Genomic DNA, 23,593 nt, shown 5'->3' with positions numbered 1-23,593 from the left:
TCAATCGCTTAACCTGTTCTAGTGACAAAGACCAATCTCTATCACAAATTTTAATGAATCTTGTAACAAGAGCGCTTACATTTGCTATGTTGTTGCTTGTATGATGTATGGAAGAATCCTTACAACCTGCGAATCCATTCGAAATCGAAATAATACGCAGGTTAACGATTTCCCTGGTGTTGGCGCAGTATTCGCGCACCCCGGCCTCGGTCGGGGTTATTTTTTTTCAGCTTCTGCTGCCCACTCACGCAACACCTGAACATCATTACGCCATTCTGATTTTAATTCATCGACCCAATCTTGCACGTTATCCCACCATGCCGGCAGTGTCGGAGTTTGGATTTGCTGTGCAAGCTGCTGAATATGGCGCAAACCAACGGAACCCGCCGCCCCTTTAATCTTATGTGCCTCTTCAGTAATGCCCTTTTGATCCCGCGCCGTCATATTTGAATCCAATACTGCCAAATAACCTGGCATCATTTGTTCAAACATTTCCAGGCTTTGATGAATCAATTGCGGGCCAACCAAATCGATATATTGTTCCAGCATTGCAGTATCAAGTAACGATTCATGGGTTTGCATCACTTTATATTCCTGTTTTTTAGCGGAGGAAGAGGGCTTCTGATCCCAGAATTGCTTAATCATCGCCGTGAGCGCAGGGACAGATAATGGCTTACTCAGCACGTCATCCATTCCCGCATCTAAATATTCTTTCTTGTCCTTCAGGACGTTAGCGGTCAATGCCACCAATGGCGGCAGTGACTGGTTGTCATAATTGGCCCGAATCTCACGGGCGATATCCAGCCCACTCATATCCGGCAACTGAATATCCAGCAGCACTAAATCAAAATCGTCGGGTTTGAACATTGCTAATGCATCGTGGCCATTCATCGCCACTTCAACGCTGTTACCCAGTTTCTCCAGTACAGAGCGCGCGACAATGACGTTCAACTCAATATCTTCCACCAGCAATACGTGAAGAGCTGGCAGTGGCATATCGTCACCAGAAGGTGCGGTTGAGGTCGCTTGTACTGCCGGTGCTTTGATGGTCAGGGTAAAGCATGAACCCGCGCCTTGGGTGCTTTTCACGGTGATATCGCCCCCCATGCTTTGGGCCAAACGTTTAGAAACCGCTAAACCAATGCCCGTCCCCGTGGCAGGGCGGCCGCCATTGCTGTCTTTGACCTGATAATACATGGCGAAAATCTTGTCCTGCTCATCTTCAGGGATCCCCATTCCTGAGTCTTCCACCTCAAAAATCAAGCGGTCAGTCGCCTCACGCCGTACCCGTACGACAATTTTGCCTTGCTGGGTAAATTTCACCGCGTTACCAATCAAGTTCCACAAAATCTGGCGTAAACGAGTGCCATCGGTAATGATTTTCTCCGGCAACGGCAGTTGCGGTTCCATAATAAATTTCAGCCCTTTTGGCTGGACCAGCAAGCCAGAAAGGTTTTCCAGATCCGCCATAAAACCTGTAAAATCAATCGGTTGATTATCAAGCTGAACTTTCCGTCGCTCCAGTTTATCCATCTCAATGATATCGTTGAAAATATTTCCTAAGGTGATCGCACTGACATGAATAGTTTTCAGGTATTTTAACTGTTCGCTGTCTAATTCAGTATCTAACAGGATACGGCTCAAGCCCACAATGCCATTAAGCGGCGTACGCAGCTCGTGGCTGATAGTTGAGATGAAAGTGGTCTTATCCCTGCTGGCATTTTCCAACGCGTCTTGATAGCGCTTACGCTCCGTTATATCGCGCCCAAAGCCCATCAAACCATGACGCTTACCGACTCGGTCATAAAACGGTACTTTGCGTAATTCAAAGCAGGCTTTTCGACCATCAGGATAGACCAACCATTGTTCATAAGTCAGGGAGACGTTGTGACGGAAGACTTTTTCGTCCGTTTCCATCACTTTTTCTGCGATATCAGGCGCATAGACGTCTTTAGGTGTCAGACCAACTAATTGCTTCTCACTTTTCCCCGTGAGCAATTCCATGGCCCTATTGCAGCCAGAAAATTCATTGGCCTCATTACGGTAATAAACCAGATCTGGTGAGGCATCCAAAAAAGAGCGCAGTAAAGCAGATTGCTGCCCCAATTCGACCTGCGCCTGTTCACGGTGGCCCATCTCTTCTTTCAATTTGTCGACCACTTGCAAATGGGCTTTTTCTGCTTTCTCGCGTTCAACAATTTCCTGATTGAGTTGGGCAATATTTTCAGTCAGTTGCTTATTTAGCTCTAAATCGCGATGACGCATCACTTCGAGCTTATCAACCAAACGCGACAAGCGCTGACGCGACTCTTCCAATTGCTCAACCACAACCGACAGGAAATACACAGCCCATGGAGTTATCAACAAACCAAAGAAAATAGAGCGGACTAAATCGAGGGTTTCAACAGAACCTCTCAATACAAACGTCACCGCCATCTGAACCACCATGGCCAGCAACACCAGCACAGACGCCAGTAACAATGAAAAGCGAATCAGTCCTAACTTAACCATTAAATCGACGTAGTACTGGGCTAATACCCTGATTTGCTTCATAGCAACCCCTGTCTGTGTTTATCTGATAAATCATACCGTAAAACCGCCAAGAGATAAGATGGCTTACTCAGAAGTGTGGAAAAGATTGCAAATCACGGTGTGAGAGTGGGAAAGAAGTATTTTGTGGCAATGATGAGTCAACAGACGATAGATAAAGCTAATACTATCGCCCCAGTATCAATTCTACAGTTTAGTGCGCTACGCCAAACTCAGAGCATATTGCGCGCCGCCACTGACAATGCGGAAGCTTGTCCCCCATGAACCAGCATATAATTATTCAACTCATTCATACCAGTCCATCGGTTCTCGCACCATAATGGCGCAAGCAACGTTGGCCGACGGGCACTTGCCGAGATGCGGTGATAAACAATCTCGGGGGGGGTATGGCGGATCATTTCACCGGCAGTAACAACATATTCATCCAGCGCCAATTCAGGCAAACGCCCTGCTCGCCATGCTTTCGCCATGGTGCTGCCTTCAACAATATGCAGCGGATGCAGTTTCAAGCCGTCAACCCCGGTAGTGACCACTTTTTCCAGCGTTTCCATACTCTGCGCCCTATCCTCTCCGGGTAGGCCAACAATTAAATGGCAGCATACTTTCAAGCCTCTGGCACGCGCACGCCGTGCCGTTTGCTGATAGCAGGCAAAATCATGACCACGGTTGATACGTTTGAGCGTTTTATCATTCGCCGTCTGTAGCCCCAATTCAAGCCAGACTTCATACCCTTGTTGATGATAACCACTGAGTAAATCCAGCACCGCATCGGGCACACAATCAGGCCGAGTACCGACACACAAACCGACAATATCCGCTTCGGCCAGCGCTTGTTCATACATTGCCGCCAATGCATTTACTTCTGCATAAGTACTGGTATAAGCCTGAAAGTAAGCGAGGTAACGTTTGGCTCGATTGGTTTTTTTGGCTTGCGCCGCGAGCTGCTGGGCAATACTTTGCTGCTGCATTTGTTCATCAGCAAAAGAGGCTACCTGACAAAATGTACAACCACCGCGCCCCAAGGTGCCATCACGATTAGGGCAACTGAACCCACCGTGTAGCGTGAGTTTATGAATTTTTTCGCCATAGCGACGCTGTAAATCCGCACCAAACATATTGACTAATTGCTGCAACTGCATAATCTTATCGCTGCCTGTCAAAAAAGAGCTTCAGCCTACCCGCCAACGATATTGTGTGCGATGACAGAGATCAACTCCCAAGCCTGGGTGCAAATTCGCATAACCATTCACTATAAATGCAAATAAAATCACTTGACCGATGATTAAATTTTCTTATTTCTACCAACCTCTTAGCGCTTCTATTACAATTCAGTGAAAAATAGTTTTAAACACCAGAAAATATAATAAACACAGCATGTAACTCCAACATCCCCGCCAGCACTAGCATGGTGCAGAGATTTGTCGATTGCACTATAGTGAGACAGCTCACACTTTGGTATGCATAGCATGGCGTATCCAACAGCGAAAAAATACCGATAAAATTATATTTTTCATATATATAAAGCTCATTATTACCTTAAAGATAGTTCTTAAGCCTATATTTGACCTGAGTATTCTTTCTCGCTAAGTTGGAGGTCCGCTGGAAGCTTTCTAGACGGGCAAACGTCTAGTCATAATTATGCAGTTATTTAAGACACCCTCTTAAAACAAGTCATATACCACTTGTGAGACCCGTCACGAGAGGTCATTGGCGGAGGGCGGAAAAGCAGATTTGCCGCGAAATATGCGCCTGTCAGCCCACCCGTCACCGTGAATTGTCCCTCGCAGTAGGTTGTGAGAGTCACGCAGAGCCTGGGGAGGTTCACTGATATGTTGTACGATAAATCCCAAGAGAAGGACAATTGCGGTTTTGGTCTCATCGCCCACATAGAAGGCGAACCAAGCCATAAAGTTGTGCGTACCGCGATACACGCACTGGCCCGCATGCAGCACCGTGGAGCAATACTCGCCGATGGTAAAACCGGCGATGGTTGTGGTCTACTTTTACAAAAACCGGATCGCTTTTTCCGGATGGTCGCAGAAGAACGCGGATGGCGTTTGGCCAAAAACTACGCCGTAGGCATGATGTTTCTCAGTCAGGATGAAGAACTCGCCAAGGCAAGCCGCCGCATTGTAGAAGAAGAATTGCAAAACGAAACGCTGTCGATCATTGGCTGGCGTGAAGTGCCGACGAATCCTGACGTTCTTGGTGAAATCGCCCTCTCCTCCCTGCCTCGGATTGAACAAATTTTTGTGAACGCCCCTGCGGGCTGGCGTCCACGTGATATGGAACGCCGCCTATTTGTCGCGCGTCGCCGTATCGAGAAGCGCATTTCAAACGACAAAGATTTCTACGTTTGTAGCTTCTCTAACTTGGTCACGATCTATAAAGGCTTATGTATGCCTGCGGATCTGCCACGCTTTTATCTCGATTTAGCTGACTTGCGCCTTGAATCGGCAATCTGCCTGTTCCACCAGCGCTTCTCAACCAACACCGTGCCACGCTGGCCACTGGCTCAGCCGTTCCGCTATTTGGCACATAACGGTGAAATCAATACCATCGCCGGTAACCGCCAATGGGCGCGTGCACGTGCGTATAAATTCAAAACGCCATTAATCCCCGATTTGCAGGATGCAGCTCCTTTCGTCAATGAGACCGGCTCTGACTCCAGTTCACTGGATAATATGCTCGAGCTGTTCCTCAGCGGCGGTATGGACCTGATTCGTGCCATGCGCTTGTTAGTGCCACCAGCTTGGCAGAACAACCCGGATATGGACACCGACCTGCGAGCCTTCTTTGACTTTAACTCCATGCATATGGAACCATGGGATGGCCCTGCCGGGATCGTAATGTCAGATGGTCGTTATGCTGCCTGTAACCTTGACCGTAATGGCCTGCGCCCCGCGCGCTACGTTATCACCAAAGATAAATTGATCACCTGTGCCTCTGAAGTCGGTATCTGGGATTATCAGCCCGATGAAGTGGTAGAAAAAGGCCGTGTCGGGCCGGGCGAGCTGATGGTGATTGACACCCGCAGTGGCAAGATCCTGCACTCAGCCGAAACTGATAACGATTTGAAAAGCCGCCACCCTTATAAAGAGTGGATGGAGAAGAACGTTAAACGCTTGGTGCCGTTCGAAGATCTGCCGGAGGATCAAGTGGGTAGCCGTCAGCTAGACGACTCTCAGTTGGAAACCTATCAGAAGCAGTTCGGCTACAGTAGTGAAGAACTGGATCAAGTTATCCGTGTCTTGGGTGAAATTGGTCAGGAAGCAACCGGTTCAATGGGTGACGATACCCCGTTTGCCGTGCTCTCCAGTGGTCCGCGTATCATTTACGATTACTTCCGCCAGCAATTTGCGCAGGTGACTAACCCGCCAATCGATCCGCTGCGTGAAGCGCATGTCATGTCACTGGCGACCAGTATTGGCCGTGAAATGAACGTGTTCTGCGAAGCTGAAGGTCAGGCACACCGTCTGAGCTTTAAATCCCCTATTTTGCTGTTCTCCGACTTTCAACAGCTCACCACGCTGGAGGGGGAACATTACCGCGCAGATAGGTTGGATCTGACCTTTGATCCAACTGAAATTGATTTGGAGCACGCGGTGCTGGCCCTGTGTGACGAAGCAGAGCGAAAAGTACGTGATGGTGCCGTAATGTTGGTGCTATCAGACCGCGCTATCGCGCCAAATCGTTTACCGGTTCCTGCGCCAATGGCTGTCGGTGCCGTTCAGACCCGTCTGGTGGAAAAAAATCTGCGTTGCGATGCCAACATTATTGTTGAAACGGCCAGCGCCCGTGACCCGCACCACTTCGCTGTGTTGCTCGGTTTTGGTGCTACCGCCATTTACCCTTATTTAGCTTATGAATCATTGGCTAAATTAGTTGATACCCAAGCGATTGATAAAAAGTATCGCGATGTGATGCTGAATTATCGCAACGGTATCAATAAAGGGCTGTACAAGATCATGTCCAAAATGGGCATCTCAACAGTGGCCTCGTACCGTTGCGCTAAATTGTTTGAAGCCGTTGGTCTGCATCGTGACCTGTCTGATCTCTGTTTCCAAGGGGTCGTCAGCCGTATTGGCGGGGCCAGCTTCAGTGATTTCCAACAGGATTTACAGAACCTGTCCAAACGAGCTTGGCTGAAACGCAAACCACTGGATCAGGGCGGTTTACTAAAATTTGTCCATAACGGTGAATATCACGCGTATAACCCGGATGTGGTCAGCACTTTACAGACTGCGGTTCACAGCGGCGAATACAGTGATTATCAGGCTTATGCCAAGCTAGTTAATGAGCGCCCGGTTGCCACTCTGCGTGACTTGCTGGCGATTAAACCGCAAGGTACACCGATCCCGGTGGATCAGGTGGAACCGGCTGAGTCCTTGTTTACCCGCTTTGATACTGCGGCTATGTCTATCGGCGCATTAAGCCCGGAAGCCCATGAATCCTTGGCTATCGCGATGAACAGCCTCGGTGGATTCTCGAACTCCGGTGAAGGTGGCGAAGACCCCGCGCGTTACGGCACCAATAAAGTCTCTCGCATCAAGCAGGTCGCTTCGGGTCGTTTCGGTGTCACACCGGCATATCTGGTCAATGCCGATGTTATTCAGATCAAAGTCGCGCAAGGGGCAAAACCTGGCGAAGGTGGCCAATTACCGGGTGATAAAGTCACGCCGTATATTGCCAAACTGCGTTACTCCGTGCCGGGCGTGACATTGATTTCCCCACCACCGCACCATGATATTTATTCCATCGAAGATTTGGCGCAGCTCATTTTCGACTTGAAGCAAGTTAATCCGAAGGCACTGATTTCGGTGAAACTGGTTTCTGAACCGGGTGTGGGCACCATTGCCACTGGTGTCGCGAAAGCTTACGCTGACTTGATTACCATTGCGGGTTACGACGGCGGTACTGGCGCCAGCCCACTGTCTTCCGTGAAATATGCCGGTTGTCCGTGGGAGCTGGGGCTGGTTGAAACTCAGCAAGCTTTAGTTGCCAACGGTCTGCGCCATAAAATCCGCTTGCAAGTGGATGGTGGCCTGAAAACGGGCGTCGATATTGTTAAAGCCGCTATTCTGGGCGCTGAAAGCTTCGGTTTTGGTACTGGTCCTATGGTGGCGCTCGGTTGTAAATACCTACGTATTTGCCACCTGAATAACTGCGCAACCGGTGTGGCAACTCAGGATGAAAAGCTGCGGCGCGACCATTATCACGGTCTACCTGAACGCGTGGTGAACTACTTCCAGTTCATCGCCCGTGAAACCCGTGAAATTATGGCCGAGTTGGGCGTTAGCCAATTGGTTGATTTGATTGGCCGTACTGACATGCTGATTGAGCTAGACGGTATCTCAGCCAAACAAAACAAACTGGACTTGTCGCCAATGCTGAAAACAGCCACGCCGCATCCGGGTAAAGCGCTGTATTGCACCGAAAGCAACCCTCCGTTCGATAAAGGTTTATTGAACAAAGAGTTACTGACACAAGCTGAACCCCATATTGAAGCAAAACACAGCAAGACGTTTTACTTCGATATCCGCAACACTGACCGTTCAGTAGGGGCAGCGTTGTCCGGTGCCATCGCCACTAAACATGGTGACCAAGGCTTGGCTACCGATCCTATCAAAGCTTACTTCTCCGGTACTGCCGGGCAGAGCTTCGGGGTTTGGAATGCCGGTGGTGTAGAGCTGACGCTGACGGGCGATGCCAATGACTATGTTGGTAAAGGTATGGCCGGTGGCCGCATTGCAGTGCGCCCTCCTGTGGGGTCTAACTTCCGCAGCCACGAAGCCAGCATTGTCGGTAACACCTGCCTGTATGGTGCAACTGGCGGCAAATTATTCGCCGCAGGCCGTGCTGGTGAACGTTTCGCAGTACGTAACTCCGGTGCTATCACGGTAGTTGAAGGTATCGGCGATAACGGTTGTGAATATATGACTGGCGGGATTGTTTGCGTGCTGGGTCGCACTGGGATTAACTTCGGTGCTGGCATGACGGGTGGTTTTGCTTACGTCCTTGATGAAGATGGTGAATTCCGTAAACGTGTTAACCCTGAGCTGGTAGAAGTCTTGGATGTCGATCAACTGGCTATCCATGAAGAGCATCTGCGTGGGCTTATCACTGAACATGTTCAGTTGACAGGTTCTAGCCGTGGCGAAGAAATTCTGGCTAACTGGCCAGAGTGGGTGACCAAGTTTGCTTTGGTTAAACCGAAATCCAGCGATGTGAAAGCACTGTTGGGCCACCGTAGCCGTTCCGCAGCAGAGCTGCGGGTTCAAGCGCAGTAAGGGGTTGAAATGAGTCAGAATGTTTATCAGTTTATCGACCTACAGCGCGTAGATCCGCCGAAAAAGCCGCTGAAGATCCGTAAAATTGAGTTTGTTGAAATTTACGAGCCTTTCTCAGAAACACAGGCGAAAGCACAGGCAGACCGCTGCCTGTCTTGCGGTAACCCTTACTGTGAATGGAAATGCCCGGTACATAACTACATCCCTAACTGGCTGAAACTGGCCAATGAAGGGCGGATTATGGAAGCAGCCGATCTGGCTCACCAGACCAATAGCTTACCGGAAGTGTGTGGCCGCGTGTGCCCGCAAGACCGTCTGTGTGAAGGATCTTGTACCCTGAACGACGAGTTCGGGGCGGTCACCATCGGTAACATTGAGCGCTATATCAGTGACAAAGCCATCGAGATGGGCTGGAAACCTGATATGTCTCATGTTCACCCAACCGGTAAACGTGTTGCGGTCATTGGTGCTGGACCAGCGGGGTTGGCTTGTGCCGACGTCTTAGCCCGTAATGGTGTACAAGCCGTAGTCTTTGACCGCCATCCAGAAATTGGTGGCTTACTGACCTTCGGTATTCCAGCCTTTAAGCTGGAAAAAGAGGTGATGATTAAGCGCCGCAAAATCTTCTCTGAGATGGGCATTGAGTTTCAACTCAATACTGAAATTGGCAAAGACATCCAAATGGATGCGCTGCTCAAAGAGTATGACGCCGTGTTCCTTGGTGTCGGGACTTACCAATCAATGCGCGGTGGGCTGGAAAACGAAGATGCATCCGGCGTGTACGATGCCTTGCCGTTCCTGATCGCTAATACCAAACAGTTGATGGGCTATGAAGCCGCAGCTCACGAGCCTTATATCAGCATGCAAGGCAAACGCGTTGTGGTGCTTGGCGGTGGCGATACGGCAATGGACTGTGTGCGTTCCTCTATCCGTCAGGGGGCAACAGATGTCGTCTGTGCTTACCGTCGTGACGAGGCCAACATGCCAGGCTCTAAACGGGAAGTGAAAAACGCCCGTGAGGAAGGGGTCGAATTTAAATTCAATCTGCAACCCTTGAGCATCGAAGTTAACAGTAACGGTAAAGTTTGTGGTGTGAAGATGGTTCGTACCCAACTGGGTGCGCCTGATGCACAGGGCCGTAGCATAGCAGAGCAGATCCCAGGCTCAGAACATGTTCTGCCAGCAGATGCCGTGGTTATGGCATTTGGTTTCCGTCCGCACAGCATGGAATGGTTAGCAGCTCACGATGTCGCGTTGGATAAGCAAGGTCGCGTGGTTGCACCAGAGCGTACAGATAATGCGTTCCAGACCAGTAATCCAAAAATCTTTGCTGGTGGTGATATTGTCCGTGGCTCTGATTTAGTGGTCACAGCCATCGCTGAAGGCCGTAAAGCCGCAGAAGGTATCATGAATTATCTGGAAGTCTAAAAACCAGAAATGGGAAGGGACTCCACATTACTCAGGGCTGGTTATCCAGCCCTTTTTTATTGCTTCTTTTTCGCCTATCTACGCCCACTCAAAATTTTGTAACAATCTCAATCTGCCTTATTTGCAGCATTTTATACGTGAAGCGCTATAGTAAAGCCCGAGTTCATCTTTACTTATGTTTTTTGGGCCAACTCACATGGCTCCACACAGCGATTTTCTTGCACGTTTATTACGCCTTGTTTTAAAGAAAGGATCATCTGATATGAAATCTCACTTACTTTTCATTGCTGGCGGCTTGCTGGCGATAAGTGGCAGTACATTTGCTATGTCTCTTAACTATCAAGAAGTTGGCTATAACATTGAAGCACGTGGCGCGCGCACAGTCGTCGCAGAGCTGGCTCGAGCTGGGCAACTGCCCGCAGTAGAGAATAATATTAAACTCGGTGATGATAACTGGATTGCTATGGCCCCTAAGCTGGCTGATGGTGGAAATGCGAGTTTCACTGCAGGCATAAAGTCCGCACTCTCTTCCGCGCTAATTTATAACCCTGCCGCAGTACTCAAAGCAGTGAGTGACAGTAAAACACTGACGTTATCAGAAATTTGCACGGCACCCGCCGATGCCAAAGACAGCGCGGCCAAAGCCAGTTTCCAACAACGCGCGACGCATACCCTATCGACTATCAGAAATAGCGACATGATGAACCAGCGTGATAGCTGTCTGGCAGAATTGAAAAAGATTGGTTGATATGGTGAATTAGCTAGAAATGATAAGGGCGGTCAATGCCGCCCTTTGGATATGTACTTTTTTGTCAGAAAAACAGGTCGTTACTTAACAACCCGTAATGCTGGACGACCACCACTGCGCGGCGGCTGCGGTGGCTCGTCATCAGGTGAATGCCCCTCACCCTCAGGTGCCTGAGTGTCATCCGTTACCAGTGTCAGGCTCTCAGTCGGCGCAGTCTCGCTATCTTCTTCTTCGATGCCCACAAAATTGCCATCAGCATCAGAATCGTAAGCTTCTTCAGGCTCAAACATAGTGCCTGAACCATTTTCACGCGCATAGATTGCCATCACCGCCCCCATAGGCACGGTAACCTGACGGGGAACACCACCGAAACGGGCATTGAAGCTGACGCCATCATTGCCCAGTTCCAGATTACCTACAGCGCGCGGTGCCACATTCAAGACAATCTGCCCATCACGAGCAAACTCCATCGGCACCGAAACACCTGGCCGGGTAACATCCACAACCAGATGCGGAGTCAGTTGATTATCAATCAACCACTCATAAAATGCGCGCAACAGGTAAGGGCGGCGCGGAGACATATCAGACATCTCCATAACAATTAACCCCGAGTGCTCAGGTGCATTTCGCGTTCAGCTTCGGTCAGAGAAGCCAAAAATGCATCGCGCTCAAACACACGAGTCATATAGCCTTTCAGCTCTTTAGAACCCGCGCCAGTGAACTCAATGCCCAGTACTGGCAAACGCCACAACAACGGAGCCAGATAGCAATCAACCAGGCTAAACTCTTCGCTCATAAAGAAAGGCATTTCATTAAAAACCGGCGCGATAGACAGCAGTTCTTCACGTAACTGCTTACGGGCAGCATCAGCTTCCTGCGCGTTGCCTTTCTCGATTTTGTTTAGCAAGGAGTACCAGTCCTGCTCAATGCGGTTCATCATCAAACGGCTGCTACCACGTGCAACAGGGTATACCGGCATCAATGGCGGATGTGGGAAACGCTCATCCAAATATTCCATGATGATGCGGGATTCATATAGAGTCAGCTCGCGATCAACCAAAGTAGGGACGGTACGGTAGGGATTGAGGTCAATCAGGTCCTGCGGCAGATTATCAGCTTCAACCTGCTCAATCTCAACACTGACACCTTTTTCCGCCAGTACGATACGTACTTGATGGCTAAAAATGTCGGTCGGGCCGGAAAACAGCGTCATTACCGAACGTTTGTTGGCAGCGACAGCCATGAAAACCTCCAAGTTTATCTAGAAAACAATGCGAATAGCCCACGGTTACGTTGCTATCCTGAGTCGTTTTACCGCCGGTTCGCAATCAAGGCAGCTGCTGCCGTAAATAAGCCTTGGTCGAGAAAATAATTCAGCCAGGGAGATACACGGACGCCAACAGTTCGCCGAACAGGCACAAAAGTGGGTGATAGTTTACCAGATTTTGCATGTTTTGTGGGGACGGAGCAGCGATTTCATAAACAATTGTCTATCAGACAACAGTTTAGCGGTAAAAAAATAATGTATAAAACAGTGAAAGGGTATTTTTTAGGCATAAAAAAACCCGGTGAGACACCGGGTTTTTACCATTAATCTGCTGCCATAAAGGCAAAAAATTAACGTTTGGAGAACTGTGGACGACGACGTGCTTTACGCAGACCCACTTTCTTACGCTCAACTTCACGCGCATCACGCGTTACGAAGCCAGCTTTACGCAGTTCACCACGCAGAGACTCGTCATATTCCATCAGTGCACGGGTGATACCGTGACGGATAGCGCCAGCCTGACCTGAAATACCACCACCTTTAACAGTGATGTACATGTCAAACTTGGTAACCATGTCTACCAGTTCCAACGGTTGGTTAACTACCATGCGGGCAGTTTCACGACCGAAGTAAACTTCGAGGCTACGTTGGTTAATAACGATTTTACCGCTACCCGGCTTAAGAAAAACGCGTGCAGCAGAACTTTTGCGGCGACCAGTGCCGTAGTATTGATTTTCAGCCATTGCCATAATCCCGATTAAATGTCCAGAACTTGCGGTTGCTGCGCCGCATGATTGTGCTCAGTACCTGCGTAAACTTTAAGTTTACGATACATTGCACGGCCCAGCGGACCCTTCGGCAGCATGCCTTTAACCGCGATTTCAATCACACGCTCAGGACTGCGGGCAATCATCTCTTCAAAGGTCGCTTGTTTGATACCACCGATGTGACCGGTGTGACGGTAATAAATCTTGTCTGTACGCTTGTTACCGGTGACGGCAACTTTTTCTGCGTTCAGAACGATGATGTAATCACCAGTATCAACGTGCGGGGTGTATTCCGCTTTATGCTTGCCGCGTAGGCGACTAGCCAGTTCAGTAGCGAGGCGACCAAGGGTCTTACCATTCGCGTCAACAACATACCAGTCGCGTTTTACAGTTTCTGGTTTAGCTGTGAAAGTTTTCATTATAAAAGCTTACCCAATTAATAAGTTACACGTTGGTGAACACCCAAACGTTCAAAAACAGTTGAGGCTCACACGACCATCAGTCCAGCAAACCTACCCCTTCGAATAGCCAATGCTGGCACTATCAAAGTTTTTGGGAAAAAAAAACTTTGTTGTAACGTGGGGTCGCAAGATTATAGAGAAGTCGACGTTAAAGATCGAACTGTTTTTGACGTGAAAGGTATAAATTAAACATGTTAAGTCAGGGCGAAGGATGATCGCCCACGACAGAGTAGCATTTTAGCAGGTAAAAAGTGAATAACAGGCGTGCAGATATCCTTACGGCAGATGCGGTAAAGAGAGATATTCTTCACTCTGCATCTCTTGTAGCCGCGATAAACAGCGCTGATATTCAAACTTAAGGCGCTCACCGCAATAAATCTCGAACATCGATGCTTCTGCGGCAATAATCAATTTTACCCGCCGCTCATAAAACTCATCGACTAGCGCCAGAAAACGCCGAGCTGTATTCTCATCCTTAGTCTCCATCCGATGAACATTATGCAGTAATACCGTGTGATAGAGCTTGGAGAGCGCAATATAATCCAGTTGGCTGCGTGCCTCTTCGCACAACGTGTGGAAATCAACCGCCAGAACGCCCTGTGCTGAACAAATCGCAGGCAAAGGCCGATGATTGACCTCCAGTACAGGAGCCTGTTCACCTTCGTTACCAGCCAGTTTGACGAAGATCTCCTCCATCGTTTGCCCCGTTTGCGCATTCAATGGTGTCAGATAGAGATTTGCCTGAGTCAGGGTTCGTAAGCGGTAGTCAATCCCGGCATCAACATTCATCACATCACAATATTGCTTAATAAGTGCAATGGCAGGCAGGAAGCGAGCGCGCTGTAAACCGTTGTGATACAAATCATCCGGTGGAATATTGGACGTGGCAACCAATGTGATGCCGCGCGCAAATAATGCATCCAATAGCGTTGCCAACAACATGGCGTCAGTGATGTCCGAAACAAAGAATTCATCAAAACACAACACATCTGTCTGCGCTTTAAATCCATCAGCAATGATTTCTAATGGATCTTCATGGCCTTGCAATGTAGTTAGCTCTTGATGTACTCGCAGCATAAAACGGTGAAAATGCAGGCGAAGTTTACGTTCGCTAGGCAAACTGTGGAAAAACATATCCATCAGCCAGGTTTTACCCCGCCCAACACCACCCCACATATAAAGGCCCTGAATTGGGCGTATGGATGCCTGTTCCGCGGTACGCCCCAGTAAACGGCCCAAACGCCCGCGCAAGCCAGCACGCGCTGGCGGAGTATTTTGGCGTTGATTCAGTTCCTGATAAATCGTGTCCAGCCGTGCTACGGTACGCCGCTGCACATCATCAGGTTGGTAATCGCCGGCATCAAGTGCCTGCTGGTAAAGTGCTATAGGTGAACTCGGTCGCATGTTTATCAACAATCCCTGATAAAATAGTTATCTACTTTTTACGGTACTTTCTTGCTGATTTATAGGCTAATCGCAGCATTTACCGACTCTGCCTGTGCGGAAAAAGCCTGATAACCATAGGCAAAGTTGTATCAGGATTCCACTCAGACAAGGTTAACGGTTATAGTGGGTATTATTAAGTGAAAAGTCCTGCTGAACAATGAAGTCAAAAAAGGAGTCATCATGACCTGGGAGTATGCGCTTATTGGGTTGGTTGTTGGTATCGTGATTGGCGCGGTCGCTATGCGCTTTGGCAACCGCAAATTGCGTCAGCAGCAAGTGCTGCAAAACGAGCTGGAGAAGAGCAAAACAGATTTGGAAGAGTACCGCCAGGAACTTGTTGGGCATTTTGCCCGCAGTGCCGAGCTGCTTGATAACATGGCTCGCGATTATCGCCAGCTCTATCAGCATATGGCGAAAAGCTCCAACAACTTATTACCGGACTTACCGTTGCAGGATAATCCGTTCCGTTACCGTCTGACAGAATCTGAAGCGGATAATGATCAAGCACCGGTTAAAATGCCACCTCGCGATTATTCTGAAGGCGCATCAGGTTTGTTACGCCCAGAACATCAGACACGCGACTAAGCACAGACCTATGATGCTGACTACGGTAGAGCCTCCTGCTCTATCGTGTTCAGCACATTTACACTTCTATACTTACCTCTCCTTGAATTGCTTAACTGCGGCCCTTATATCAAGCGATATCTTAGGATGCTTATTTTTAGAACAGCAGTAGCCTTTTGAAATAAGTGAATTTTTTAGCTAACTCAGAGTCTGAATTTACACCGGGCCTGTAACAGCCATCCACCCTATTCATTCACCGTTAGGTATTGAGAGAGTTTAAATCAATGAAGAAAAAGTCATTATTTCTTAGTGCGCTGGCCATGAGTGTCGGCTTAGGTCTCGCTTCTGTTCCTATGGTGAACGCAGCAGCACTCCCAGCAGCCGTGGCAGGGCAATCAGTTCCGAGCCTAGCACCCATGCTGGAAAAAGTATTGCCCGCCGTCGTTAGCGTTCACGTCTCTGGTACGCAGGCACAACAGCAACGTTTGCCGGAAGAGTTTAAGTTCTTCTTCGGCCCGAATGCGCCAACAGGCAAAGAGAGCAATCGTCCATTCGAAGGCTTGGGTTCTGGCGTTATCATTAACGCTGAAAAAGGCTATGTGCTAACAAATAACCATGTGATTAATAACGCAGATAAAATACGTGTCCAGCTCAATGATGGTCGTGAATATGATGCCAAGTTGCTTGGCCGCGATGAGCAGACCGATATCGCGCTATTGCAACTTACTGATGCCAAAAATCTGACCGCAATCAAAATGGCAGACTCCGATAATCTCCGCGTAGGTGACTTTGCCGTTGCGGTGGGTAACCCATTTGGTCTGGGGCAGACAGCAACTTCAGGTATTATTTCAGCCTTAGGTCGTAGTGGCTTGAATCTGGAAGGGTTAGAAAACTTTATTCAGACCGATGCCTCAATTAACCGGGGGAACTCGGGCGGTGCTTTGGTTAACCTGAATGGCGAATTGATCGGAATTAACACCGCGATTCTCGCGCCAGGTGGTGGCAACATTGGTATCGGCTTCGCTATCCCAAGTAACATGGCGCAGAACCTCAGCCAGCAACTGATTGAGTTTGGTGAAGTGAAACGCGGGCTGCTGGGTATTCGTGGCAGCGAAATGACCGCTGATATGGCTAAAGCCTTTAATATTGATGCTCAACGTGGTGCGTTTGTCAGCGAAGTTATGCCAAAATCTGCGGCCTCTAAAGCAGGGATAAAAGCTGGCGATGTGTTAGTTTCCGTTGATGGTAAACCCATTAGCAGCTTTGCGGAGTTGCGCGCGAAAGTTGGGACTACCGGGCCGGGCAAAGCCATTAAAGTTGGCTTGCTGCGTGACGGTAAACCACTTGAAGTTACCGTCACACTGGAAAACAGCAGCCCAACGTCAACCAGCGCGGACACCTTATCTCCATCATTGCAAGGCGCATCCCTGAGCAATGGTGAAATCAAAGGTGGCAGCAAAGGGGTCAAAGTTGAGAGCGTGACAAAAGGTTCACCTGCGGCGCAGTCTGGCTTGCAGAAAGATGATGTGATTATTGCCGTCAACCGTGAGCGAGTCCAGGATATCGCCCAGTTGCGCAAAGCTATCGAAGCTAAGCCGGCTGTCATTGCGCTGAATATTGTGCGCGGTGAAGAGAATATTTACCTGTTAATACGCTAATTTGCAGAAAAATCGGACACAGCACAATGCTGTGTCCGCCAAACTCATGCTATCCTCGCGCTATCTATTCATTCATGTCTTGAACTTCATGTTTCTTAAGCTATTGCGTTCTATTATTTTGGGGCTAATTGTTGCTGGCATCTTGCTGGTCGCAATGCCTATGCTCCGTAATCCGGGTCACTTTTTTTCCGGCAGCGCTAGTAGTGCAGATGAAGAGACACCCGCCAGTTATAACCAAGCCGTGCGCCGGGCCGCTCCAGCGGTTGTTAATGTCTATAACCGTAGCCTTAGCCCGACTCAAGATGGGTTAGCCATTCGGACATTGGGCTCTGGCGTTATCATGAGTGATAAAGGTTATATTCTGACGAATAAACACGTTATCAATAACGCCGAACAGATCATTGTGGCATTACAAAATGGTCGAATATCGGAAGCCCTTCTGGTCGGCTCGGATAATCTGACTGATTTAGCGGTGCTGAAAATCGATGCAGTTAACCTCCCCGTCATTCCCATCAATATTAATCGCACCCCCCATATTGGTGATGTGGTGCTGGCCATCGGCAACCCTTATAACCTTGGGCAGACGGTGACTCAGGGGATTATCAGCGCCACCGGGCGTATTGGTTTAAGTGACTCCGGGCGGCAAAACTTTCTCCAGACTGATGCGTCAATCAACCAAGGAAATTCTGGCGGAGCGTTGGTAAATACGTTGGGCGAGTTGATGGGGATTAATACCCTCTCCTTTGACAAAAGCAGTAACGGCGAAACCCCAGAAGGCATTGGTTTTGCTATCCCGACGGCGCTGGCGACTAAAGTGATGGAAAAACTGATTCGTGATGGCCGAGTCATCCGCGGCTATATTGGCATTACCGGTGAGGAATACCCGCCATTCAATGCCAGTGGTAATGGTGGCGATCGGATTCATGGCATCAAAGTGAATAAAATATCCCCTAACGGCCCGGCAGCGAATGCGGATTTACAAGTGGGTGATATTATTCTGAGCGTCAATAACAAACCTGCGACATCCGTGATAGAGACGATGGATCAGGTGGCTGAAATTCGCCCCGGCACCACGATCCCGGTACTGCTATTGCGTAATGGTCAACAAGTTACAGCGCAAATTACCATCACCGAGTTAGACCAGAATGAAGTCCTTGGTCAGCAGCAACCAGCACCATAATCCCAGCCACTGCTCTCGATAACGCGCTCACTACCCCCATAAAAAATGCCAGCCTGAGAATGTCGGCTGGCATTTTTTGCAGTATATTCAGTGAGTAAAGAAATCTTACTCGCCTTTTACGCGCTCAATCTTGGCACCTAAAGCACGCAATTTATCTTCGATACCTTCATAACCACGATCAATATGGTAGATACGGTCAACAATTGTGACCCCGTCAGCGATACAACCCGCTAATACCAAGCTGGCTGAAGCACGCAGATCAGTTGCCATGACCTGAGCACCGGACAGTTGTTCTACACCATAGCAAATTACGGTATTGCTCTCGATTTCTGCATGTGCGCCCATACGAATCAGTTCAGGCACGTGCATAAAACGGTTTTCAAAGATAGTTTCAGTGATAACCCCCGTACCTTCAGCCACTAAATTCAATAAGCTGAATTGCGCCTGCATATCGGTTGGGAAACCAGGGTGTGGTGCAGTACGGAGTGTCACGGCTTTAGGGCGCTGACCGTGCATGTCCAAACTGATCCAGTCTTCGCCAATCTCAATATCAGCACCGGCTTCACGTAACTTAGCCAGTACAGCATCCAGCGTATCTGGGCGAGTCTGACGGCAAACCACTTTACCGCCAGAAATAGCAGCAGCAACCAAGAATGTGCCGGTTTCAATACGATCAGGCAGCACACGATAAACGCCACCACCTAAACGGGCAACACCCTCGATGGTAATCCGGTCAGTGCCAGCACCCGTGATTTTCGCGCCCAATGTATTCAAGAAATTGGCTGTATCGACAATTTCTGGCTCACGAGCGGCGTTCTCAATGACCGTGGTCCCTTCTGCCAAGGTTGCGGCACTCATGATAGTCACGGTCGCGCCAACGCTGACTTTGTCCATCACGATGTGCGCGGCTTTCAGACGACCATTGACGGAAGCTTTAACGTAGCCTTCTTCCAGTTTGATTTCTGCGCCCAGTTGTTCCAAACCGGTGATATGCAAGTCGACTGGACGGGCACCGATAGCGCAACCACCCGGTAGAGACACCTGCCCTTTACCAAAGCGAGCAACCAGTGGCCCCAATGCCCAAATAGAAGCACGCATGGTTTTCACCAAGTCATAAGGTGCACAGAACTCATCCACACCGCTGGCATCAACAAAAACAGAGCCTGAAGCATCACGCTCAATTTTGGTCCCTAATTGGCTAAGTAATTTAATGGTGGTATCAATGTCTTTTAGCTTTGGGACATTTTGCAACTCTACCGGCTCTTCAGCCAACAACGCCGCGAACAATATAGGCAATGCGGCGTTTTTCGCTCCGGAAATAGTGACTTCACCGCTCAGGCGAGTCCGCCCCTGCACACGAAACTTATCCATTGTGACCACTCTCTGTTGTCAAATTCGAATTCACTGCCCGCTTTAGAAACCGCCTAACAGACCGCTAGACAATTTTGGAGCCAACAGCATTAAAAGCCGTTTAGTTTGCGATCCCGCTGCCACTCTTGTGGCGTATAGGCCTTAATGGATAAGGCATGAATACGGTTATCAGCGATATACTCCATCAAAGGCGCATACACAGCTTGCTGTTTTTTCACCCGGCTCATATCGGCAAATAGCTCACCCACAGCAATCACCTGAAAGTGGCTGCCGTCACCAGTAACATGCGCTTCTTGTAATGCTAATGCTTGCATCAGCACGTCTTTAATTTCGTTGGTATCCATAAGATTCATTCTATTTTAAAGGGATAGTAATCAGCTGAACATATTAGTGGAATACGGCTTTCTCTGAAACTAAAGAAAAGCCCCTGTTTTGCTATTACGCACAGGGGCTTGAAAACTTTAGTTTTTTAAAAAACTGTGTTTTTGCTTCAGAGATTGGCGACACCACAGAGGGCCGCCTTAAATTCAATGACTATACGCTAGCCGATTTCATTGAGTTAACCTCTTCCACCGGTATGACTTGCCGAAGGTTGTACAGATCAATCAAGGTTGATAGCCGGTCACTGACACCAGTAATCGCCAATGAAACACCCTGCTTGCTACGCAATTCACGAAAATGAACAAGCAGCGCCAGACCGGATGAATCGACGCGCTGCAATTGACTGACATCAATACGCGTCTTATCCGCCAACAAGGCTTCACGCTGTTGCCACAACGGTAACAGCGTTTCACGATCTAATTCACCTCGCAGTACCAGCGTTTCTTGCTGCGACTGCCAGCTCAGTGCGTCCGCCATAATATCCATCATTACTGTTTATCTAATGTGATCGGCTGCTTCGCCGCCGCCAGCAGTTGTTGAGTCAAGCCATCAACACCTTTCTGGCGCAGGATGGAAGCCCACTCATTCTGCTTGGTGCTGATCATGCTGACCCCTTCAGCTATCATGTCATAGGCCTGCCAGGCACCTGTTTGGCTATTTTTACGCCACTGGAAATCTAAACGCACTGGTGGGCGGCCATTAGGGTCGAAGATAGTAACGCGAATGGCGACAATATTGGCATCACCCAGCGGTTGATCGGGTGCTACGTCGTAAGTTTGACCGTGATACAACGCCAATGCCTGACCATAGGCTTGCTCCAGATATTGACTGAAGGCATTGAAATACGCTTCGCGCTGCGCTGGTGTGGCACCTTTGTAATAACTTCCCAGCACCAGTGCCCCCGCATATTTAATCTGGACAAACGGCAACAATTCTTCACGCACGATGGTGCGCAGATAGTCAGGGTTCTGCTTAATCTTTGGCTGCTCGGTTTTCAGGCGCGTGAAAGTTCTTTGCGCGGCTTCATCCATCAGACGGTATGGGTTAGTTTGATCGACAGCATTTGCCAACGGAGCAACCACTAACAAGGCGATCATAAGTAAGCGTTTAAACATTCAGATACCCTCTTAAGGATGTTGAGTTGCAGTGGCCGGTGCCGCAACTGTTGGTGTTGCCGGCTCACTTGCTGGTGCGTCAGAATTACCATCACCGCCGCTTTTGTACAAGAACTGGCCGATCAAGTCTTCCAGAACTAATGCCGATTTGGTGTCTTGAATAACGCCGCCATCTTTCAAAATACTCGTCCCCATATCAGGGTCTTCAAAACCGACATTCAACGCCAAAAACTGTTCCCCCAATAACCCGGAAGTACGTACCGCCAATGAACTGGTGTCTGGGATATGGTTATAGCGTTGCTGTATATCTATCGCCACACGCGGGCTGTAATTTTTAGTGTCGAGGGTGATATCTGCCACCCGCCCAACCACCACACCGCCAATTTTGACCGGTGAATTAGTTTTCAGGCCACCAATATTGTCAAAGTTTGCGTAAATTCGGTAAGTTGGCTGGTTGCCCACTGATTTGATATCCGCAACTTTCAGGCAGAGGAATACGATAGCCAGAATAGCAATCAGTATAAACACTCCGACCCAGACTTCACTTTTCTTCGTTTGCATCGACTCAGTTCCCAAACATCAGTGCTGTCAGCACAAAATCTAATCCCAATACCGCCAGTGACGAATGCACCACAGTACGGGTCGTTGCCCGGCTAATCCCTTCAGATGTTGGGACCGCATCATAACCATTGAACAGCGCAATCCAGGTCACGGTAATAGCAAATACCAGACTCTTAATCAGGCAATTCAGTAAATCTGTTCGCCATTCAACGGCACTTTGCATCGCCGACCAGAAGAACCCGCCATCTATCCCTTTCCAGTCAACACCGACTACCGAGCCGCCCCAAATACCCACAGCGACAAAGATAGCCGTCAGCAATGGCATGCTGATAAGACCCGCCCAAAAACGAGGAGCAACAACACGCCGAAGGGGGTCAATTGCCATCATTTCTAAGCTAGAAATCTGTTCAGTGGCTTTCATCAGGCCAATTTCTGCCGTCAAGGCAGACCCGGCTCGACCGGCAAATAGCAGTGCCGTCACGACCGGCCCTAGCTCACGTAACAGTGATAAAGAGACCATCATCCCAAGACTGGCTTCTGCACTGTAGGTCGTGAGAATCAAAAAGCCCTGCAATCCCAGAACCATGCCGATAAACAGGCCGGAAACCACGATGATCAGTAAGGATTGCACCCCAACGCTATACAGTTGCTTGACCAGCAACGGCCACTGTTTCCGCGGTTCAGGTCGCCCAACCAGCGCATTGAACAACATTAAACCTGCGCGACCAAAGGAGGCGCAGACATTAATGCCCCGGCGACCTAAAGACGCTAATGCCTGTACTAACATGAATACTCCATCAACCTAATAGCTCGGTTTTATAATCCCCTGCGGGGAAACGGAAAGGCACCGGCCCGTCGGCAATACCATCGAGGAACTGACGCACTCGCCTATCGTCATTGACTTGTAATTGCTCAGGTGTTCCTTCAGCAATAACATGCTGATCGGCAACAATATATGCATAATCAGCAATACTGAGTACTTCAGGCACATCATGGGAAACCACCACACAGGTGACGCCTAGCGCATGATTTAGCTCATCAATCAGTTTTACCAGCACTCCCATGGTAATAGGATCTTGGCCGACAAAAGGCTCATCAAACATAATGAGTTCAGGATCAAGAGCAATTGCCCGCGCCAAGGCAGCACGACGCGCCATACCACCTGAAAGCTCTGCAGGCATCAAGTTGGCGGCCCCCCGCAACCCCACCGCTTCTAGCTTCATCATCACGGTGCTGTGCAGCAACTCTTCCGGCAAATGACTATGCTCACGTAATGGAAAAGCAACGTTCTCAAATACGGTTAAATCGGTAAATAACGCGCCAGATTGAAACAGCATGCTCATTTTTTTGCGAACATCATACAAACGCTGGCGTGAAAGCGTAGGAATATTATCACCATCGAACCAGATTTCACCGCTATCTGGAGCCAATTGCCCGCCAATCAGGCGCAACAATGTGGTTTTACCGATCCCTGACGGCCCCATAATCGCAGTGACTTTGCCACGGGGGACGGTCATGTTGATATCGGTAAATATCGGACGCTCGCCACGGGTAAAACTCATCCCGCGGATCTCGATTAAATTCGGCGCCAGTTGGTTCATTATCATTTGTCCCTTAGGCCTTTCGTGACTCATATACCCGCCAATGCTACAGCAAATAGCGGCAATGAGCGCAATTGGGAAGTATTTTGGCAACTTATTAACGCTTTTTCGTAGCCAAAGTTGCCATAAGTTTTACTTTTCTGGCACTCACAGTCAAAATTAGGATGTAAACGTAAAGCATTTTCAGTGATTTTTGCCAACGGAC

At 48.9% G+C, this 23,593-nt stretch carries 20 protein-coding genes; 6 read left to right on the top strand and 14 right to left on the bottom strand.

All coding sequences use genetic code 11. From position 1 onward, the window contains the following. Window positions 1-216: 216 nt before the first annotated feature. Together arcB and HUZ92_RS00785 are read right to left on the bottom strand one after the other, a co-directional pair. Window positions 217-2,553 (bottom strand): aerobic respiration two-component sensor histidine kinase ArcB, encoded by a 2,337-nt coding sequence (gene arcB / locus HUZ92_RS00790; RefSeq protein WP_050296215.1) that lies wholly within the window; start codon window positions 2,551-2,553, stop codon window positions 217-219. Between the two features lie 209 nt (window positions 2,554-2,762). Then, window positions 2,763-3,689: a TIGR01212 family radical SAM protein gene (locus HUZ92_RS00785; RefSeq protein WP_050100662.1), complete on the bottom strand. Its 927-nt coding sequence runs from the start codon at window positions 3,687-3,689 to the stop codon at window positions 2,763-2,765. A 690-nt stretch (window positions 3,690-4,379) separates the two neighbouring features. On the opposite strand from HUZ92_RS00785, the gene gltB reads away from it, so the two are divergent. The 3 genes from gltB to HUZ92_RS00770 all read left to right on the top strand — a co-directional run bounded on the left by gltB (window position 4,380) and on the right by HUZ92_RS00770 (window position 11,016). Beyond that, window positions 4,380-8,840, top strand: a complete 4,461-nt coding sequence (gltB, locus tag HUZ92_RS00780) for a glutamate synthase large subunit (RefSeq protein ID WP_050140197.1) — start codon at window positions 4,380-4,382, stop codon at window positions 8,838-8,840. Window positions 8,841-8,849: 9 nt separating this feature from the next. Beyond that, window positions 8,850-10,268: a glutamate synthase small subunit gene (locus tag HUZ92_RS00775; protein ID WP_050100659.1), complete on the top strand. Its 1,419-nt coding sequence runs from the start codon at window positions 8,850-8,852 to the stop codon at window positions 10,266-10,268. A gap of 262 nt (window positions 10,269-10,530) precedes the next feature. Beyond that, complete coding sequence (locus HUZ92_RS00770) at window positions 10,531-11,016, top strand: hypothetical protein (RefSeq protein WP_145580114.1); 486 nt, start codon at window positions 10,531-10,533, stop codon at window positions 11,014-11,016. A gap of 80 nt (window positions 11,017-11,096) precedes the next feature. Here HUZ92_RS00770 and sspB read toward each other — a convergent pair whose 3' ends face one another. The 5 genes from sspB to zapE form a co-directional block, all read right to left on the bottom strand. Beyond that, entirely contained in the window at window positions 11,097-11,612 is a 516-nt protein-coding gene (gene sspB / locus HUZ92_RS00765; protein ID WP_050100657.1) for a ClpXP protease specificity-enhancing factor, read from the bottom strand. A gap of 5 nt (window positions 11,613-11,617) precedes the next feature. Then, window positions 11,618-12,259: a stringent starvation protein SspA gene (sspA, locus tag HUZ92_RS00760; RefSeq protein ID WP_050100656.1), complete on the bottom strand. Its 642-nt coding sequence runs from the start codon at window positions 12,257-12,259 to the stop codon at window positions 11,618-11,620. A gap of 374 nt (window positions 12,260-12,633) precedes the next feature. Further along, the gene (rpsI, locus tag HUZ92_RS00755) at window positions 12,634-13,026 is read right to left on the bottom strand and encodes a 30S ribosomal protein S9 (RefSeq protein WP_005162424.1); all 393 of its coding nucleotides are present in this window, start codon (window positions 13,024-13,026) and stop codon (window positions 12,634-12,636) included. Between the two features lie 14 nt (window positions 13,027-13,040). Then, complete coding sequence (gene rplM, locus HUZ92_RS00750; protein WP_004710905.1) at window positions 13,041-13,469, bottom strand: 50S ribosomal protein L13; 429 nt, start codon at window positions 13,467-13,469, stop codon at window positions 13,041-13,043. A 318-nt stretch (window positions 13,470-13,787) separates the two neighbouring features. After that, window positions 13,788-14,915: a cell division protein ZapE gene (gene zapE, locus HUZ92_RS00745; RefSeq protein WP_145580115.1), complete on the bottom strand. Its 1,128-nt coding sequence runs from the start codon at window positions 14,913-14,915 to the stop codon at window positions 13,788-13,790. Window positions 14,916-15,137: 222 nt separating this feature from the next. On the opposite strand from zapE, the gene zapG reads away from it, so the two are divergent. The 3 genes from zapG to degS all read left to right on the top strand — a co-directional run bounded on the left by zapG (window position 15,138) and on the right by degS (window position 18,359). After that, a complete protein-coding gene (gene zapG / locus HUZ92_RS00740; RefSeq protein WP_004714934.1) occupies window positions 15,138-15,542 on the top strand; it encodes a Z-ring associated protein ZapG in 405 nt (134 codons plus the stop codon). Window positions 15,543-15,805: 263 nt separating this feature from the next. Continuing rightward, a complete protein-coding gene (degQ, locus tag HUZ92_RS00735) occupies window positions 15,806-17,179 on the top strand; it encodes a serine endoprotease DegQ (RefSeq protein WP_050100653.1) in 1,374 nt (457 codons plus the stop codon). Between the two features lie 88 nt (window positions 17,180-17,267). Beyond that, complete coding sequence (gene degS, locus HUZ92_RS00730; protein WP_050100652.1) at window positions 17,268-18,359, top strand: outer membrane-stress sensor serine endopeptidase DegS; 1,092 nt, start codon at window positions 17,268-17,270, stop codon at window positions 18,357-18,359. 105 nt (window positions 18,360-18,464) lie between these two features. On the opposite strand, the gene murA is transcribed toward degS, so the two are convergent. The 7 genes from murA to mlaF form a co-directional block, all read right to left on the bottom strand. After that, complete coding sequence (gene murA / locus HUZ92_RS00725; RefSeq protein WP_050100651.1) at window positions 18,465-19,730, bottom strand: UDP-N-acetylglucosamine 1-carboxyvinyltransferase; 1,266 nt, start codon at window positions 19,728-19,730, stop codon at window positions 18,465-18,467. An 89-nt stretch (window positions 19,731-19,819) separates the two neighbouring features. Then, a complete protein-coding gene (gene ibaG, locus HUZ92_RS00720; protein WP_004710915.1) occupies window positions 19,820-20,074 on the bottom strand; it encodes a BolA family iron metabolism protein IbaG in 255 nt (84 codons plus the stop codon). A 190-nt stretch (window positions 20,075-20,264) separates the two neighbouring features. Continuing rightward, entirely contained in the window at window positions 20,265-20,588 is a 324-nt protein-coding gene (gene mlaB / locus HUZ92_RS00715) for a lipid asymmetry maintenance protein MlaB (RefSeq protein WP_050100761.1), read from the bottom strand. Between the two features lie 11 nt (window positions 20,589-20,599). Next, complete coding sequence (mlaC, locus tag HUZ92_RS00710) at window positions 20,600-21,226, bottom strand: phospholipid-binding protein MlaC (RefSeq protein WP_050100650.1); 627 nt, start codon at window positions 21,224-21,226, stop codon at window positions 20,600-20,602. Between the two features lie 12 nt (window positions 21,227-21,238). After that, complete coding sequence (gene mlaD, locus HUZ92_RS00705; protein ID WP_050100649.1) at window positions 21,239-21,787, bottom strand: outer membrane lipid asymmetry maintenance protein MlaD; 549 nt, start codon at window positions 21,785-21,787, stop codon at window positions 21,239-21,241. A 4-nt stretch (window positions 21,788-21,791) separates the two neighbouring features. Further along, window positions 21,792-22,574: a lipid asymmetry maintenance ABC transporter permease subunit MlaE gene (gene mlaE, locus HUZ92_RS00700; RefSeq protein ID WP_005174247.1), complete on the bottom strand. Its 783-nt coding sequence runs from the start codon at window positions 22,572-22,574 to the stop codon at window positions 21,792-21,794. A gap of 10 nt (window positions 22,575-22,584) precedes the next feature. Continuing rightward, on the bottom strand, window positions 22,585-23,388 hold the full coding sequence (mlaF, locus tag HUZ92_RS00695) for a phospholipid ABC transporter ATP-binding protein MlaF (RefSeq protein ID WP_050100648.1): 804 nt from the start codon (window positions 23,386-23,388) through the stop codon (window positions 22,585-22,587). Between the last annotated feature and the right edge of the window lie 205 nt (window positions 23,389-23,593).

Origin of the sequence: Yersinia vastinensis (genome assembly GCF_902726565.1) — a bacterium.
Lineage (GTDB): Bacteria > Pseudomonadota > Gammaproteobacteria > Enterobacterales > Enterobacteriaceae > Yersinia > Yersinia vastinensis.
The sequence above is the reverse complement of the archived record's forward strand: the minus strand, read 5'-3'. Positions and strand labels throughout refer to the sequence as shown.

Excerpts from the sequence above, each read along its gene's own strand:
- arcB (WP_050296215.1), bottom strand. The coding sequence starts at position 2,553 with ATGAAGCAAATCAGGGTATTAGCCCAGTACTACGTCGATTTAATGGTT.
- HUZ92_RS00785 (WP_050100662.1), bottom strand. The coding sequence starts at position 3,689 with ATGCAGTTGCAGCAATTAGTCAATATGTTTGGTGCGGATTTACAGCGT.
- gltB (WP_050140197.1), top strand. The coding sequence starts at position 4,380 with ATGTTGTACGATAAATCCCAAGAGAAGGACAATTGCGGTTTTGGTCTC.
- HUZ92_RS00775 (WP_050100659.1), top strand. The coding sequence starts at position 8,850 with ATGAGTCAGAATGTTTATCAGTTTATCGACCTACAGCGCGTAGATCCG.
- HUZ92_RS00770 (WP_145580114.1), top strand. The coding sequence starts at position 10,531 with ATGAAATCTCACTTACTTTTCATTGCTGGCGGCTTGCTGGCGATAAGT.
- sspB (WP_050100657.1), bottom strand. The coding sequence starts at position 11,612 with ATGGAGATGTCTGATATGTCTCCGCGCCGCCCTTACCTGTTGCGCGCA.
- sspA (WP_050100656.1), bottom strand. The coding sequence starts at position 12,259 with ATGGCTGTCGCTGCCAACAAACGTTCGGTAATGACGCTGTTTTCCGGC.
- rpsI (WP_005162424.1), bottom strand. The coding sequence starts at position 13,026 with ATGGCTGAAAATCAATACTACGGCACTGGTCGCCGCAAAAGTTCTGCT.
- rplM (WP_004710905.1), bottom strand. The coding sequence starts at position 13,469 with ATGAAAACTTTCACAGCTAAACCAGAAACTGTAAAACGCGACTGGTAT.
- zapE (WP_145580115.1), bottom strand. The coding sequence starts at position 14,915 with ATGCGACCGAGTTCACCTATAGCACTTTACCAGCAGGCACTTGATGCC.
- zapG (WP_004714934.1), top strand. The coding sequence starts at position 15,138 with ATGACCTGGGAGTATGCGCTTATTGGGTTGGTTGTTGGTATCGTGATT.
- degQ (WP_050100653.1), top strand. The coding sequence starts at position 15,806 with ATGAAGAAAAAGTCATTATTTCTTAGTGCGCTGGCCATGAGTGTCGGC.
- degS (WP_050100652.1), top strand. The coding sequence starts at position 17,268 with ATGTTTCTTAAGCTATTGCGTTCTATTATTTTGGGGCTAATTGTTGCT.
- murA (WP_050100651.1), bottom strand. The coding sequence starts at position 19,730 with ATGGATAAGTTTCGTGTGCAGGGGCGGACTCGCCTGAGCGGTGAAGTC.
- ibaG (WP_004710915.1), bottom strand. The coding sequence starts at position 20,074 with ATGGATACCAACGAAATTAAAGACGTGCTGATGCAAGCATTAGCATTA.
- mlaB (WP_050100761.1), bottom strand. The coding sequence starts at position 20,588 with ATGGCGGACGCACTGAGCTGGCAGTCGCAGCAAGAAACGCTGGTACTG.
- mlaC (WP_050100650.1), bottom strand. The coding sequence starts at position 21,226 with ATGTTTAAACGCTTACTTATGATCGCCTTGTTAGTGGTTGCTCCGTTG.
- mlaD (WP_050100649.1), bottom strand. The coding sequence starts at position 21,787 with ATGCAAACGAAGAAAAGTGAAGTCTGGGTCGGAGTGTTTATACTGATT.
- mlaE (WP_005174247.1), bottom strand. The coding sequence starts at position 22,574 with ATGTTAGTACAGGCATTAGCGTCTTTAGGTCGCCGGGGCATTAATGTC.
- mlaF (WP_050100648.1), bottom strand. The coding sequence starts at position 23,388 with ATGAACCAACTGGCGCCGAATTTAATCGAGATCCGCGGGATGAGTTTT.